14 protein-coding genes and 1 pseudogene are annotated in these 16,528 nt (G+C 33.2%); 11 read left to right on the top strand and 4 right to left on the bottom strand.

Features of this window, described 5'->3' with window-relative positions; genetic code table 11:
- Positions 1 to 123: 123 nt before the first annotated feature.
- From ACYFX0_RS14490 to ACYFX0_RS14480, 3 genes and pseudogenes are all read left to right on the top strand, one after another.
- Positions 124 to 267: pseudogene (locus ACYFX0_RS14490) on the top strand (transposase); the annotation flags it as partial.
- A 104-nt stretch (positions 268 to 371) separates the two neighbouring features.
- Complete coding sequence (locus ACYFX0_RS14485; protein WP_016077859.1) at positions 372 to 767, top strand: DUF2871 domain-containing protein; 396 nt, start codon at positions 372 to 374, stop codon at positions 765 to 767.
- 17 nt (positions 768 to 784) lie between these two features.
- Positions 785 to 1,264 carry a CcdC family protein gene (locus ACYFX0_RS14480; protein ID WP_016077858.1) on the top strand — a complete coding sequence of 160 codons (480 nt, stop codon included), beginning with the start codon at positions 785 to 787 and terminating at the stop codon, positions 1,262 to 1,264.
- Between the two features lie 47 nt (positions 1,265 to 1,311).
- On the opposite strand, the gene ACYFX0_RS14475 is transcribed toward ACYFX0_RS14480, so the two are convergent.
- Positions 1,312 to 1,542, bottom strand: coding sequence for a DUF896 domain-containing protein (locus ACYFX0_RS14475; protein WP_001179616.1), 231 nt, complete (start codon positions 1,540 to 1,542; stop codon positions 1,312 to 1,314).
- Between the two features lie 189 nt (positions 1,543 to 1,731).
- On the opposite strand from ACYFX0_RS14475, the gene ACYFX0_RS14470 reads away from it, so the two are divergent.
- Positions 1,732 to 3,015 carry an aminopeptidase P family protein gene (locus ACYFX0_RS14470; RefSeq protein ID WP_000842964.1) on the top strand — a complete coding sequence of 428 codons (1,284 nt, stop codon included), beginning with the start codon at positions 1,732 to 1,734 and terminating at the stop codon, positions 3,013 to 3,015.
- A gap of 95 nt (positions 3,016 to 3,110) precedes the next feature.
- Here ACYFX0_RS14470 and ACYFX0_RS14465 read toward each other — a convergent pair whose 3' ends face one another.
- On the bottom strand, positions 3,111 to 3,746 hold the full coding sequence (locus ACYFX0_RS14465) for a pentapeptide repeat-containing protein (protein WP_000687269.1): 636 nt from the start codon (positions 3,744 to 3,746) through the stop codon (positions 3,111 to 3,113).
- 356 nt (positions 3,747 to 4,102) lie between these two features.
- Between ACYFX0_RS14465 and ACYFX0_RS14460 the strand changes: the two genes are divergently transcribed.
- Positions 4,103 to 5,743, top strand: coding sequence for a multicopper oxidase family protein (locus ACYFX0_RS14460; protein ID WP_000820011.1), 1,641 nt, complete (start codon positions 4,103 to 4,105; stop codon positions 5,741 to 5,743).
- Between the two features lie 51 nt (positions 5,744 to 5,794).
- On the opposite strand, the gene ACYFX0_RS14455 is transcribed toward ACYFX0_RS14460, so the two are convergent.
- Positions 5,795 to 6,346, bottom strand: a complete 552-nt coding sequence (locus tag ACYFX0_RS14455) for a hypothetical protein (RefSeq protein WP_016077856.1) — start codon at positions 6,344 to 6,346, stop codon at positions 5,795 to 5,797.
- A gap of 322 nt (positions 6,347 to 6,668) precedes the next feature.
- Here ACYFX0_RS14455 and topB point away from each other — a divergent pair, with 322 nt between their 5' ends.
- Together topB and ACYFX0_RS14445 are read left to right on the top strand one after the other, a co-directional pair.
- Positions 6,669 to 8,813 (top strand): DNA topoisomerase III, encoded by a 2,145-nt coding sequence (gene topB, locus ACYFX0_RS14450; protein ID WP_000766771.1) that lies wholly within the window; start codon positions 6,669 to 6,671, stop codon positions 8,811 to 8,813.
- Between the two features lie 205 nt (positions 8,814 to 9,018).
- Complete coding sequence (locus ACYFX0_RS14445) at positions 9,019 to 10,266, top strand: DUF4153 domain-containing protein (RefSeq protein WP_001024710.1); 1,248 nt, start codon at positions 9,019 to 9,021, stop codon at positions 10,264 to 10,266.
- 204 nt (positions 10,267 to 10,470) lie between these two features.
- On the opposite strand, the gene ACYFX0_RS14440 is transcribed toward ACYFX0_RS14445, so the two are convergent.
- A complete protein-coding gene (locus tag ACYFX0_RS14440) occupies positions 10,471 to 11,436 on the bottom strand; it encodes an arsenic resistance protein (RefSeq protein ID WP_000103812.1) in 966 nt (321 codons plus the stop codon).
- Between the two features lie 293 nt (positions 11,437 to 11,729).
- On the opposite strand from ACYFX0_RS14440, the gene ACYFX0_RS14435 reads away from it, so the two are divergent.
- From ACYFX0_RS14435 to ACYFX0_RS14420, 4 genes are all read left to right on the top strand, one after another.
- A complete protein-coding gene (locus tag ACYFX0_RS14435) occupies positions 11,730 to 12,422 on the top strand; it encodes an FMN-dependent NADH-azoreductase (protein WP_000522502.1) in 693 nt (230 codons plus the stop codon).
- Positions 12,423 to 12,660: 238 nt separating this feature from the next.
- Positions 12,661 to 14,019: a branched-chain amino acid transport system II carrier protein gene (brnQ, locus tag ACYFX0_RS14430; protein WP_001284783.1), complete on the top strand. Its 1,359-nt coding sequence runs from the start codon at positions 12,661 to 12,663 to the stop codon at positions 14,017 to 14,019.
- 83 nt (positions 14,020 to 14,102) lie between these two features.
- The gene (locus tag ACYFX0_RS14425; RefSeq protein WP_000750851.1) at positions 14,103 to 14,522 is read left to right on the top strand and encodes a VOC family protein; all 420 of its coding nucleotides are present in this window, start codon (positions 14,103 to 14,105) and stop codon (positions 14,520 to 14,522) included.
- Positions 14,523 to 14,851: 329 nt separating this feature from the next.
- Complete coding sequence (locus ACYFX0_RS14420; protein WP_002083252.1) at positions 14,852 to 16,501, top strand: copper resistance CopC/CopD family protein; 1,650 nt, start codon at positions 14,852 to 14,854, stop codon at positions 16,499 to 16,501.
- Positions 16,502 to 16,528: the final 27 nt, after the last annotated feature.

Below are 16,528 nucleotides of genomic sequence, written 5' to 3'. Positions count from 1 at the left end.
TAGAAACTTACAGGATGGAAAATAATCAATAATGAATAAATTATAAAAGAGCATCCCACCATTAAAAACTGAACTGCACCCCAATTGTTAGACACAGTCTAACAATTGGGGTGCAGTTTTTCTATGGTTAAATTCACAACTGATGAAAAAATATACATCGTTCAACGTTATTTGAACGGAAATGAAAGTTACCGAGAAATTAGTAAAGCTATTGGTATAAGAGACACCGCAATTTTGAAATGGGTAAACCAATATAAACAAAATGGCTTTTTATTTGAAAATAGGATGTAATATTTTATTCATATTCCGTTCATAAAATTTCCGTAAAATGATTGTAGCGAATATAGAAAGTTTGCAACAGGAGGAATAGAATGAAGAAATTATATAATGCGGCATTTATTTACTTAATTATTGGTTTATTATCAGGTGTATTTGCAAGAGAGTATACGAAAGCACAAGGAATTAAAGGATCCACAATGTTGCAATTAGTGCATACACATGTATTAGTGCTCGGTTTTGTATTCTTTTTAATTGCTTTCGCTTTATGTAAAGTGTTTCATGTACAAGAAACAAAGAGCTTTTGTGCATGGTTTGTTGTTTATAATGTAGGAGTAATCTTTACTATTGCTACAATGCTATGGAGAGGTCTTTTACAAGTAAATGGAACTGACTTTTACGGTTTAAGCCATATGGCTGGATTAGGTCATGTTATTATAAGTATCGGGCTCGTTTGGTTTATGATTTTGCTCAAAAAGTCTTTTAAATAGATAGGAGTGAGAAGAGTATGATAGCACTTTTATCAAGTGTCATAGCGTTTTGTATGACTGTTGGAGTAATGTTTCTACGTTTTAAAGCAGCGAAAAAGCCGGTAACGAAAAAGAAAATTATATTACCACCAATTTTTATGAGTACAGGCGCGATGATGTACTTTTTACTAGAGTTTCGATTAACATCGTTAGAAATAGTCGAGGCAATTAGTATAGGGCTTATTTTCTCTATTTTTCTTATTAAAACAACTAAGTTCGAAATAAAAGGCGAACATATATTTATGAAACCGTCAAAAGCATTCATATTTATTTTAGTAGGCTTATTAGCTGTACGCGTGGCATTAAAGTCATATTTAAGCCAATCAATTGATTTGGCAGAGTTAAGCGGAATGTTTTTCTTACTTGCATTTGCGATGATTGTGTCGTGGAGAATTGCGATGTATCGCTCGTTTACTAAATTAGAAAAGACAATAAACAGAGCTGGAATTTCTATATAGGAAATCCAGCTCTGTTTATGTTTTATTGAAATTCTTTAGCGCGGAACTCATTTGCTTAATTTTAAACGTATTTGAGCATCTTGTAATGCAACTGGTGTAACGTTAAGACCATTAGGATCAACAATTTTTGTATTTAATAAAATGGAATCTAGGCTTCCACGAAATGTTTCTGTATAGTTTTGACGCAACATTTGTTGTTCTTGTTTTTCATCAACTGTTAATCCAGATGTTCTTTCTTTTTTTGATAATTCATTAATACGGAATAAAATGTTTTGCATTTTGTTCACCTCTTATTTAAATTTAAATTAGTAACTTACTAATTTATAGTTATTGTAACTTGTTTAGTTGTCTGTGTCAATACTATCTAAAATTTAGTTAAAAATTGACGAAAAATTATAACAATAATAGAATGAAGTGTATTGAATAATTAGTTTCACAATTATACATAAAACGCTAGGGGGATTATTATGAAATCAACATTTTTTGCTCAAAATAGAGAACGATTAGCAAACACATTACCAGAGGAATCCATTACGATTTTATTTGCTGGACAAGCACCTCATATGTCAGCCGATGCACATTATAAATTTGTACCGAATCGTAATTTTTACTACTTAACGGGAATCGGTGAACCAAATGTTATTTTTATGCTGAAAAAGTTTGGGAATAGTGTAGAAGAGACACTTTTCATTGAAAAATCAGATCCAGTAATGGAAAAATGGGTTGGGAAAACAGTTTCTAGCGAAGAAGCAGAGGGAATTTCAGGTATAAAGAAAGTTGTATATTTAGATAGCTTTGAAAAGACAATGTCAAATATACTTTTTACAGAAAATGCGAAGCATCTATATTTAGATATAGAAAGTCGTGAGTGGAATGGTATGGAGACAAAAACATTAGCATTTGCTAAACATGTAAGAGAAAAATACCCACACGTAACAATTGGTAATGTATATCCGAACATTTGTGAATTACGAGTATTTAAAACAGAAGAAGAAATTGAAATTATTAAAGAAGCGATTGCTATAACGAAAGACGGTATTTACAATGTACTTAAGCATGCAAAAGCAGGCATGATGGAGTATGAATTAGAAGCACAATTTGATTTTACACTGAAATCATCTGGCATTAAGCACCATGCATTCAATACAATTTTGGCGAGTGGGAAAAATGCTACAGTTCTTCATTATGAAGATAATGATGCACAAATTCAAAATGGTGATTTAGTATTGCTAGATTTAGGCGCTCAAAAAGACTACTATAACGCTGATATTAGTTATACATTCCCGGCAAATGGAACATTCTCTAGTCGCCAAAAACAAATTTATAATATTGTATTAAAAGCATTAAAAGAAACAACAGAGATTATTAAGCCAGGATTAAAGTTCGCTGCATTAAATGAGCATACAAAAAAGGTACTGGCAGAAGAGTGTAAAGCAATTGGTTTAATTCAAGAAGATGAAGAGTTATCAAAATACTATTATCATGGTGTCAGCCATTTCCTTGGTTTAGATACACATGATGTAGGAACATATAAAGATAGAGTGTTAGAAGAAGGTATGGTTATTACGATAGAACCAGGTCTTTATATTGAGGAAGAGTCAATTGGTATTCGAATAGAAGATGATATTCTTGTAACGAAAGACGGGTATGAAAACTTGTCAAAAGATATCATTAGAGAAGTTGAAGAAATTGAAGAATTTATGAGTATAAATAATGAACATGTAAAAGGAAACCAAGCTGTAGTTAAATAATAAAAAGTCATCACTAATTTATTTGAACTTTATCTCGAATCGCGGACAATTAAAAAATCCATGATTCGGGATAGGGTTCTTTTATCTTCGAAATACTAATCTTTAATTATTAATCCTAATAAAGTTGCAAACTGAACAGCTTGATATGTTGATACTTTACATCCTCTTAAATCGTTCACTGAAACTGTAAGCGTATCAAAGCTAGAAGAACTAATATCTATCCCCTTCAGTGATGTCTGATCAAAATTAGCTTCATCAAGACTACATAATTGGAATTCAACTTTTTTAAGTTTACAGTCAAAAAAATCTGCAATATTTAATGAAGTTTCATTGAAGATGATTTTTTCTAGTTTGGAATTTCCAAATGCCGCTAAATTCAAAATTGAATTCTCAAATTTAACATTTCCTAAGCTAGATTCTGTGAAATTTACTCCGATTAATTTACTGTTTTTAAATTCGACTCTGTGAACAGAAGAATTGCTTAAATTAACATTTGATAAATCACAGTTTTCAAAACAAACATCTGTAATATCAATATTGCTAAAGTCTGTATTAGTAAACTTACAGTTTTTTATCACCGCATCATATAATCGTACTCTATCTACAGATTCATTTTCGAAAGTGGAGTCTATAATTTCACACACTTCCAATGTTGGATCTTCTTCATAAAAAATATCTTGAAAATTCTTTGAAGATAACTCTGGTGAAATTTTTGGTCTATCAATTTTCATCGTATATCAATCCTCTTCTATTTGATATATTTGTGTAATTTGAGTCTATTGTCTGTGAAGAACATTAGTTCTTATTATACAAAAATCTAAGTTCTTTTGTGAAGAGCATTTTAGCTACATTTTTCTTATTTAATAATAGAAGTGTTATTGTTTCTTAAGAAATAACGTCAAAACAAATACGAGAACGGCTAATATAGTCGCTACAAGGAAAGCATTTTGTATTTCTAAAATATTCGCCTCTTGTAATGTCTCCACTTTTAGTAATCTTCCAATTAGCTTACGTAAAATCTAGTTACATCTCCTTATTTTCTTGAAAATCAACTTCTATAATGATTTTGAAAAAGGAGGGATTTTCCATGAAGCGATTTGTATTAAAAGCTGTTACGGTCTCTGTAATATTTTTAATTGCTGCATGTTCTTTGGCCACAAATACAACAAATGATCATAAAAATATGAAAGATAAAAAAACAATACAGACTGAAACAGCTACAAAACCATTGAAGGTTGAAAAAGGACCAGAAGTTACTTTAATAGCGAAAGAAGAAAAGCAAAAGTTAAGTAACGGTGTTATTGTTCCAGTCTGGACATTTAATGGATCATCTCCTGGTCCAGAAATTCGGGTGAAAAAAGGTGAAAAGGTGAAAGTGACATTAAAAAATGAATTATCTGCACCAGTATCTATTCATTGGCATGGATATCCTGTCCCAAATAACATGGATGGAATTCCAGGCGTGACACAAGATGCAGTTGAACCAGGAAAAAGTTTCACTTACGAATTTGAAGCGAACGTACCAGGAACGTACTGGTATCACTCGCATCAAGATTCTGTAAATCAATTAGATAGAGGTTTGTATGGAGCGCTCATTGTAGAAGATACAAAGGAAAAATATGATAAAGATTACACATTAATGTTGGATGAATGGGTTACAGATAAAGAAGAAATGAATAAGCAGTTAAAAGAAATGACAAAAGGGCAAATAGGTAATAAATCTAAAGGTAATGAAAATGAGGAAAAGAATGATGATAAGAACGGCATGGATCATTCTGGTATGGACGTGGGCAGTGATCAAAAAGACTCTAGTAATATGGAAGGAATGGACCATGGAAATATGAAGATGGAAGGTCATGATATGAGTATGTATGATTTATTCACAATCAATGGAAAAAGCGGTGATTTAGTAGTGCCATTGAAAGTGAATAAGGGAGATAAAGTTCGTTTTCGACTCGTTAATGCTGGTTATCTATCACATGATATACATGTTCACGGTCATGATATAAAAGTAATTGCGACAGATGGTCAACCAATAAACGATCCAAAAGTTATAAAGGATAAAGTAATTTCAATCGCACCGGGCGAACGTTATGATATTGAATTTACTGCTAATAAAACTGGGAAATGGTATGTTGAAGACCATTCGAAAAATAAAGGTGCAAAAGGAATGAAAGCTGTTATTGAATATGATGGCAGCAAAGAGATGAAAGATAAAGCAGACGAAAAAGAAAAATTACCGAAAGTAGATATAATGAAATATGGTACTAAAAAATTAGGTAGTTTCACGTTAAATCAAGAGTATACTGCCACATATAATATGGACTTAAATACGCAAATGAATGGAAATGAAATGGTATATACAATTAACGGAAAGGTATTTCCGGATATTGACCCAATTCAAGTAAAAAAGGGTGATTTAGTAAAAGTGAAGTTGGTAAATCGTTCTAAAATGGATGATCACCCAATGCATTTACACGGGCACTTCTTTCAGGTGTTGAGTAAAGATGGAAAACCGATAAAAGGTTCTCCAATTGTAAAAGATACATTGAACTTAAAACCAGGAGAAGAATATGAAGTAGCCTTTGTAGCAGACAATCCCGGTGAGTGGATGTTCCACTGTCACGACCTACATCATGCTTCAGCAGGGATGGTAACGGAAGTGAACTATACAGATTATAAATCTGACTATGTTCCAAACCAAAACATTCCTAATAAGCCAGAATAATAGGAAGCAGTTATCCTATGGATAGCTGCTTATTCATTTTTGTTGCAAGTACTAATGTATATGTTGATTATGCCCAGGTGAAGGTGCAGGTGCAGGAGTATGATCTGGGAATGTCGCGAATACGGCAACGATAATTACTACACTAATTGAAAGTAATAACAAAAAACGCTGTTGGATAAAAGTAGAAAAGTTCTCCGATAACAATTGAATTATACAGGACATAGTAATCGTTATAGTAAGTAAAAGGCTAATGAACAATATACTATGAGCTTGTTGAGCATTTAACATTTCTGTAATCATTGCTCCCATCATACTTGCCATTAATCCAGAGAACATTCCTTCTAAAGCAGTATATAGGTGAAAACGTAGACCCACTAAAAAACCGATAAAACCACTAATTAAAATAGCAAGTAAAGTAGAATATAGTAATTCCCCCTTAAAGAGAATGCCTAAATAAAAACCAATACTTAAACCGATACTCATACTAAAAGACATAATAAATACCATATACTCCATTAGGGTACCCTTACGTTTGGAAATATTGGATGCAATAAGAATTGAGGTACAGCAAAGTGTTAAGGTAGTTAACGTATAAGCAAACATTATGATACCTCCTTGTCCTATCGTTCATTTCATCATATGTGTACTTATGATAATTTATATCTGCATATTATCTGCACAATTTCATAGATGTAAGCAAAGGAACGCTTGATTTTTTAGGGCGTCTTTTTTAATTGTAAGCATGTGAAAGAAATTGTTATATTATGAGTTTCTATTGTGAAGCCATAAAGAATAAGCGTATAATATTATAGGTCTCACATTTGCGAGACAAACCGCGAATGATAAATAAGATTGTTGTTTTATCATCGCTTCTAAACATATAGACAATGAAAGTAACACTGGAATACAGATAGGGAGTTATAAAATGAAATTAATTATTGCCGAGAAACCAGATCAAGGGTTGGCTCTTGTTTCACAGTTTAAATATCGCCGGAAAGATGGATATTTAGAAGTAGAAGCAAATGAGTTATTTCCAAATGGAGCGTACTGTACATGGGCAATTGGTCATTTGACGCAGTTATGTAATCCAGAGCATTATCACGCAGAGTGGAAAAAATGGTCACTTAATACATTACCGATGATTCCAGAGCGTTTTCAATTTGAAGTAACAAAGTCAAAGTATAAGCAATTTAACGTTGTGAAACAGCTGTTACATAATCCACAGGTAACAGAAATTATTCACGCAGGCGATGCTGGGCGTGAAGGGGAACTAATCGTACGAAATATTATTAATCTTTGTAACGTGCAAAAGCCTATGAAGCGTCTATGGATTTCGTCTTTAACGAAGCAAGCTATTTATCAAGGGTTTAAAAATTTACTTGATGAATCAGATACAATTAATACGTATTACGAAGCATACACAAGATCTTGTGCTGACTGGGTTGTTGGCATGAATGCATCACGTGTGTTTAGTATTTTGTTAAAGAAAAAAGGAATGAATGATGTATTTTCTGCTGGTCGTGTCCAAACACCAACGTTAGCATTGATTGTAAAGCGTGAGAAAGAAATTGAAAACTTTAAGTCAGAGCCTTTCTGGGAAGTGTTTGCAACCTTTAATATAGAAGGAAAGAAATATGACGGGAAATGGGAGAAGGATAATGAATCCCGCTTAAAAGACCCTGATATGGCGAATAAAATTGCGGCATTTTGCCAAGGGAAACCGGCTGTTGTGAAGGAAATGAAAACGGAGCGTAAAGAGTTTCAGCCGCCGCTTTTATTCAACTTATCATCACTGCAAGCAACGGCAAATAAAGCCTTTAAGTTTTCACCGAAAAAGACGCTTGATATAACGCAAGCACTCTATCAAAAAGGGATTGTTTCTTATCCACGTTCAGATTCTAACTATGTTACTCAAGGAGAAGCAGCGACTTTCCCTGATATTTTACAGAAGTTAAGTCAGTTTGATGAATATAAAGGTTTATTACCGGCTCCGGTTGAATCCATTATGAACAATAAGCGTTATGTAAATGAAAAGAAAGTAACAGATCACTACGCGATTATTCCGACAGAGCAAGTTACAAACCCAAGCAGACTATCAGGTGATGAAAAGAAAATATACGATATGATCGTAAGAAGGCTTATTGCAGCTCATTATGAAGTTGCAATCTTTGACTATACAACGATTGTAACGCTTGTAGATGAACGTGCTGAATTCATTTCAAAAGGAAAACAGCAAATTCAAGAAGGTTGGCGTAAAGTTATTTTCCAAGACGATAAAGATGACGAAACCATTCTTCCAATTGTAGCTGAAGGTGAAGAAGGAAAAGTTGTAAAGGTGAAAGTGAAAGAAGGAAAAACACAGCCACCGAAGCGTTATACAGAAGGACAACTTATTACGTTAATGAAAACAGCCGGTAAGTATTTAGAGAATGAAGAGCTAGAGAAGGTATTGAAGAAAACAGAAGGTTTAGGTACGGAAGCGACCCGCGCGGGTATTATTACGATGCTGAAAGACCGTAAATATATAGATGTAAAGAAAAACCAAGTGTATGCGACTGATAAAGGAAAAGTATTAATTACCGCAATCGGTGACAAAATACTAGCTTCACCGGAAATGACTGCGAAATGGGAACAACGTCTTGCGGAAATTGGTGAAGGTACAGCTTCACCAGCTACATTTATGGAACAGACGAAAAAGCTATCAGCTAAAATTATTGAAGACGCAGTGGAAATGTCTGAGAAGTGGGATTTCACGGGACTACATGTTGAATCGATTGAACGAAAAGGATCGAAATTTACAACGGGTAAAAAGGTTGGTAGCTGTAAAAAATGTGATGGCGATGTAATTGATAAGTCAACGTTTTACGGTTGTTCTAACTATAATACAACGCAATGTGATTTCACCATTTCAAAGAAGATATTAAGTAAAACAATTTCGCAAAAGAATATGACAAAGCTCTTAAAAGGTGAAAAGACTGATTTAATTAAAGGCTTTAAAAAGGGCGAGAAAACGTTTGATGCGAAATTAGAGTGGAAAGATAATAAGATTAATTTTGTATTTGAGAATTAATTTGTTAAAAGAGCATGACATAAAACTGTCATGCTCTTTTGTTTTTTCTTTTATATAAAATTTAACGATAAAAAAAATCCTTTAAATAATAATTTTTTATTGTAAAACGATAAATTTTGTATTAAAATCAAAATCATAATAAATGAGTGAGGTGCTTTTGTTAAAAGGTAACAACCTTATTTTTAAAATTAGAGGAGGTATAACTATGAACATTAACAATTTGATTGTTAAACATATGGATAACCCCCATGAGTTGGAGAAGATGTATAGAAAAGATCCGAAAGCTTTTAAAAAAGCATTCTCACAAGCATGGGACCAAAACCCTGATTCTCAAATTCTAGGTGCTTGGTATGAAAGGTTGCATTTTAAGGAGAAAGTAAATAAAGAAAAAACATCTTTGTTTCAAAAAGGTTTCTTATTCATGGGCCTTTTAGCTATTCTGGCCGGCATAAGCACTAGAATCATTTTCCACTTTGTTGAGCAGGAAGCAATTGCTCCAATTAATTTGGCTTTTGGTGTAATTCCCTTTATTGCTGCTTATTTTGTTTACAATAATAAGCCGAAAAAAAGTATTATTTATTCCCTTATAGCGTTATTCCTAGTTTCCGGGGTGTATCTTAATACGTTGCCAATAAATTATAAAGACAGTACCATACTTGCGTATTTACATCTTCCTATATTTTTATGGGTCTTAGTAGGGCTTGCATTTACAGGAAATGAATATTCAAAAGGCAGTACAAGATTAGCCTATATTAAATTTAATTTAGAATATTGTCTTCTCTACGGGAGCATGGCAGTGAGCGGAATGATACTAGCAATATTCACCATGCGTTTATTTAGCTTTGTTGACTTAGATATAGGAGAATTCTATTTTAGTAATGTTGTTTTATTTGGAGCAGCGGCTCTCGCTATTGTGACTGCATACTTAGTATCAATGAATCTTAAGCTTGCTAAAAATATTACACCATACATATCTAAAATTTTTAGTCCTCTCGTCCTGATTACCTTGCTTATCTATCTTATAACGGTAATTTTGGTCGGGAAAAATCCATTCTTGGATCGCAATTTCCTAATGGCCTTCAACGGAATACTGCTTGGTGTATTGGCTGTTACTATATTTTCTATCGTTGAGAGTGACTCAGACGAGAAAAAGAGTATTTCAGATTATATAAATTTTGCCTTAATTGTTCTGGCACTTATTATTGATACTGTTGCATTGTCAGCCATCGTATTTAGACTTTCTTCTTACGGGATTACACCTAATAGACTAGCTGTTTTAGGTGTAAACATACTGATCTGGGCAAATCTAATTTGGATTATGTTTTCCTATATGCGTTTCTTGCAAAATAAATCAGGACCAAAAGCTATCCAAGATGCCGTTACGAAGTATTTGCCAATATACGGACTTTGGGCAGCTTTCGTCATATTTACGTTTCCTATCATTTTTAATTAGAAAGGATCTGTTAATGCGGGAGTGGTGAGGGCTAATAATCATTGGGGGATGAACAAAACCCCCAATGATTAAAGTTTCACTTTATTATAATTGGTATTATTACGTTTGTAGTTTCGGTAATTTCATTTGTAATGATAAATAAGAAATAAGTGTTGTATGTAATCTTTCCATAATAAAAAACGTCCCAAAATGGGACGTTTTTTATTATGCGTATTGCCGTTTTTTCTTAATAAGCAACAAAACTTGTGACACACAAGCTAGTACTGGTAACTCAATCAATGGTCCAATAACGAGTGCAAGTGCGATAAGAGGCTCATCTGGAAAAGCGGTCACAGCGATAGCGAGTGCAACAGGTGAGTTTCTTGCTAACGTTGTTAAGCTTAGACTTACTGTATCTTTGTAAGATAAATGCATCATGCGCCCGATAAATTGTCCTAGTAAAAAATTAATGATGAAGAACAATAGAACAGGAACGAGTAATAATAAAACGACATTCATATTTTGCAGTAAATATTTACCTTGTGATGCAAACATCGCTACTATTGCTAAACTTAAAAATACAATTTGAGCAGAGCTGAAAAACGGAATGAGTTTATTCTCGAGAGTTTCAGCTTTTTTCATTTTATTCATAATGAATTTTGTAGCGTGTGCAAGTATAAATGGTAAGACGATTACGATAACAATACTTTCTACTAAAACAAAAACCGCTACAGTTTTCATGACACCAGCAAATAAAAATAAATAAATTGGAAGGAGTAGAACTTGCAAAATTAAATTTACAGGTAAAATTGCAGTAGAAAGTGCTACATTTCCTTTCGCTATTTCAGTAAAGATTAAGTACCAATCTGTGCATGGAGTAACCATTAACATTATAAATCCAACCCAAAGTGCTGGATGATCTGAAAGAAATAGTGCCCCTAACCCCCAAGCGAGTAAAGGTGTCCATAAGAAGTTAATAGTAAGACTTGTTCCAGCAAATTTTAAATTGCGAAATCCGTTTTTTATTTCTTTTAATGGGATGCTGAGGAATAATCCATATAGCATAAAAAATAAGAAGGGAACAATAAACTTGTCTGAATACGTATGTATCATATTAAATTGTCCGAGTACGATGCCGCATGTAACAGCAAAAAGAATAATAAAAGTTTGAATCTTTTCTATAGTGCTCATGAATAAATCCTTTCTATATATGAATTTTCCTCTCTAAGTTTATTATACAAGTAATAAAGATGTATTTGGTGTTCAATTGTATTTTAGTTAATATTTTTAAATTGAGATTTTGTTTTTTATTAAAAGTTACTTGACTAAAGTAAGTTGATATATTACAATCACTTACATAAGGTAATTAAATAACAAAAAGTTTTGATTGGCTTTACTTAAGGTATCAATTGGAACTTTTTATTAGAATAAGAATTTTTATGATGATGAATAATGAATATGATAAGAAAGTTTAGGTGAAGAAAATGGGATTATTTAGCTCGTTATTTGGTAAAAAAGAAGAAAATAAGAATGTAGAGGGGAATAAAAAAATGTCAAAAGTATTATTTGTAAAAGCAAACGATCGTCCAGCGGAGCAAGCAGTTAGTTCAAAAATGTATGAAACATTTGTAAGTACTTATAAAGAAGCAAATCCAAATACAGAAATTACGGAATTAGATTTATTTGCATTAGATCTTCCTTATTACGGAAATATCGCGATTTCAGGTGGATATAAACGTAGCCAAGGCATGGAGTTAACAGCTGAAGAAGAGAAGGCAGTTGCTACAGTAGATCAATATTTAAATCAGTTTTTAGAAGCTGATAAGGTTGTATTTGCATTCCCATTATGGAACTTTACAGTACCAGCACCATTAATCACATATATTTCATACTTATCTCAAGCTGGAAAAACGTTTAAATATACAGCAAATGGCCCAGAAGGTTTAGTTGGTGGTAAAAAAGTAGTTGTGTTAGGTGCTCGTGGTTCAGATTACTCTTCAGAACAAATGGCTCCTATGGAAATGGCAGTTAATTACGTAACAACTGTACTTGGATTCTGGGGAATTACAAATCCAGAGACAGTTGTAATTGAAGGGCACAATCAATATCCAGATCGTTCACAACAAATTGTTGAAGAAGGTCTAGAAAACGTTAAAAAAGTAGCAGCGAAATTTTAATTCATGATAGTAAATGGAAAAACCAACATGGATGACCATGTTGGTTTTTTAGTCTATTTTTCATGTTAAAAAATGTATATTTATAAAATAAAAGAAAAGTTCGAAAATAGTATTGCAAAATATTATATAGCAAACTATAATGAGTTCAAGAATAGTTGATACTTAAATTAAATATTCAGAAAATTCAATTAGTTAAAATTGGAAAATGAGATAAGGAAATTTGAATGGGGGTTATATTATGGCGAATAAAGTACCGTTTTCGTTCATAGTAGTTATTGGATTAATGTTATTTGCACTATTTTTTGGAGCGGGAAATTTAATTTTCCCAGCGATGCTTGGTCAATCAGCAGGAGAGAATGTATGGATTGCTAACGCTGGATTTTTAGTAACTGGTGTTGGACTACCATTACTAGGTGTACTAGCATTTGGTTTTTCAGGTAAAGATGATTTGCAGTCATTAGCAAGTCGCGCTCACCCAGTGTTCGGGATTGTGTTTACAACAGTTTTATACTTAGCGATCGGTCCGTTATTTGCAATACCGAGAACAGGAAATGTATCTTATGAAATTGGTCTTAAGCCGTTTATGCCAGAGGGAGTAGGTTCTACACCTTTAATTCTTTTCACAATTATATTCTTTAGCATCACTTGTTTTTTTTCGCTAAATCCCGCGAAAATTGTCGATATTGTTGGAAAAATTTTAACGCCAATTAAGTTGACTTTCATCGGTATTTTAGTAATCGTTGCTTTTATACATCCGATTGGAGATATGCAAGCACCAGTGGAAGCTTATACATCACATGCATTCTTTAAAGGATTCCAAGAAGGATACTTAACGATGGATACGCTCGCATCATTCGTATTCGGGATTATTATCATTAATGCAATTAAAGAAAAAGGTGCAAAAACGAAAACACAAATTATGGTCGTTTGTGCAAAAGCGACCATAATTGCAGCATCTATTTTAGCAATTATCTATACAGCTCTTTCTTATATGGGTGCTTCAAGTGTTGCAAAGCTTGGACATTTAGAGAACGGTGGAGAAGTATTAGCGAAAGTTTCTAACTACTATTTTGGATCATACGGCGGAGTATTATTAGGATTAATGATTACAGTAGCGTGTTTAACAACTAGTGTGGGACTTGTATCAGCATGTTCTTCATTCTTCCATAAGTTATTCCCAAATGTTCCTTACAAAGCAATTGCAATCACGCTCTGTGTATTTAGTGCCATTGTTGCAAACGTAGGATTAACACAATTAATCGCAGTTTCTGTTCCAGTATTAACAGCAATTTATCCACTAGCAATCGTATTGATTTTCTTAACATTCTTCCATTCATTATTTAAAGGAAGAGCGGAAGTTTATCAAGTAAGCTTGATCGTAACATTTATCATCAGCTTATTCGATGGATTAAGTGCAGCTGGAGTTAACATTGAAGTAGTAAGCCAAGTGTTCACTAAATTCCTTCCGATGCAGGAAGTAGGACTAGGCTGGATCTTCCCAGCGATTATCGGTGGATTTATCGGATATGGCATTAGCATTTTAAAAGTGAAAAACCAAGTTCAACCAGCAACTAGAGCAGATAAGAAAATAGGTTAAATAAAAAAAGTTATAGACTTGTTTCTATAGCTTTTTTTGTTACTATTAATAATGAGAAAAAATAAAGTAGTAGGGGAAATAAAATGAAAAAAACAATTGATCATATCGGAATCGCAGTTCGTGATATAGATAGTACGATACGTTTTTATGAAAATGTGTTACTAGGAACTTTAATAGATCGTTACGTAAGTGAAGCTCCTGGTGTGGAAAGCGAAGTAGCCATTCTTGAAGTGGATGGAGATAGAATTGAATTACTTGCACCGACGAATAATACGACATCTCCAATTGCCCGTTTTATTAAACAAAAAGGTAAAGGTGTTCATCACGTTGCGTATCGAGTAGATGATTTAGATGTGGCTTTAGAGGAATTGAAAGAACAAGGTATTCGAACGTTAAAGCATACACTTCGAATTAATAAACACGGCAGAAGATTAATCTATCTTAACCCAGCGGATACAGAGGGAACAATCATAGAGTATTGTGATTATCCGGAAGAGAAATAGAAGAGGGATATTTTTTTAAAGGTGTTACGTAATAACGTAATACCTTTTTATTTATGTATTTCACACTTTCTTCACAAATGATTCACGATAACTTTTCTTCTTCAGGAACTTACGTAAATATATTTTATGATATAATAACAATCAACTTTAAAAATGTAAGTAGTATCTATGAAGGTAGTTACTATTATATTGGAAGTTTAGAGGTGAGAGAGAAATAAATAGTTATACTGTATAGAAGATTATATTTAATAAGGTTAATATTTCGCCCGATAATCAAACTTGGAAAGTTAAAGGAATGGAAGTATAGCGATGAGTAAGAAAGAAGTGAAGTGATTGTGAAAGTAATGAGAAAGTTAGGGACATGGTTATTAATTGCATGTGTGCTTATCATATCGATACCGAAAAGTACATCTGCTCATGCGTACGTTGTGAAATCAAACCCTGTTGAAAATGAAACTTTGAAGAAGGCACCATCTGTTGTGAAAATCGAATTCGATGAGGACATACAAGTTTCAAGTTTTAATACATTGTACGTGAGGGATACATCAGGTAAAAGGGTCGATTTGAAAGATGCTCATATTGATAAAAAAAACAAAAAACTATTAGAAGCAGGGTTAAAAGAAAATCTGAAAAACGGACTCTACTCTATTCAGTGGAAAGTGATTTCAGCTGATGGACATCCAATTCAAGGAGTTATTCCGTTCCGAATTGGGTCAGCGGAAGCGGGAGCAGATGATGTACAAGTAGAAGAGATGGGGTATGTCCCGCAAATAGATATGATTATGGAACGTGGGGTTCTATATACAAGTTTCTCACTATTTATAGGAGTGCTATTCTTTAATCTTATTATGTATAAAGGGAATGCAACCTCGGTTCGATCAAGGAGTAAGAACATAATATGGATTTCCTTATTTGGGATATTTATTAGCTTGTTATTCAATCTACCACTACAAGCAAAAATAAATGCAGATGTTTCATGGCTAGAAGCATTCAATCCTTTACTCTTAAAAGAAACGTTACAGCTTTCTGTTTTTGGATATGTATGGATTACTCAAATGGTTCTTATTAGTTCACTTATAATTGTTACGTATTTTGCGATGAAGTGTGGGAAGCTATCGTCGTTTAAAGTATGGAGTATTCCAATAGTATTGTTTATCGGGATACTTGTTATGAAAGCCTTTAATAGTCATGCATATGGTTTGAAGTTTAAAGAGATTGCTGTCGTTATGGATTTTCTGCATTTATTTGCAGCTTCATTATGGATTGGCGGTCTATCATCCATTATTCTTCTTTTACGTAAAGAGGATGACAAGTGGAGTATGTATTGGGATATGATTAAGCGTTTTTCACCGTGGGCAACAGGTGCTGTCATCGTGATTTTAATAACAGGTCTTTTTAACAGTACATTTTTTATTCCAACAATCCACTCTTTATTTGATACGAAGTATGGATTAGCTTTATTAGCAAAAATACTTTTATTCATTTTCATGGGGATATTGGGAATTGTACATTATGTGAAAGGGAAAATGAGAGCGCAGAAGGGATTAGGCGCTACGGTGAAAGTAGAGTTTATCATCGGAATTATCATTTTTGTCATCGTAGCTTTTATGACAAACGTACAAACACCACCGATGCCTCCTACGGGACCTTTTACAGAAAGTAAGCAACTGGATAATGGGTATGAACTTACTTTACATGTAAGTCCTAATAAAGTAGGACAAAATACATTTCATATTACTTTAAAGGATGAAAACGGACAACCTGTTACTGATATGGAGCAAATTATTTTAACTACTCAATCATTAGATATGAATATGGGAAAAGGTTCATTTAAAGTTTCAGCAGTTTCACCGGGAGAATATGAAGCAGAAGGTATGTATATTAACATGACAGGAAACTGGAATATACATGTTCATGGATTAACAAAATCTCTGGATAGCTTCGATACAGATTATAAATTTATTGTAGGTGGCAGATAAAGAGGCGTTATAGATGAAAGGGAGTTA

It is taken from the genome of Bacillus sp. NEAU-Y102, assembly GCF_054788175.1.
The sequence above is the reverse complement of the archived record's forward strand: the minus strand, read 5'-3'. Positions and strand labels throughout refer to the sequence as shown.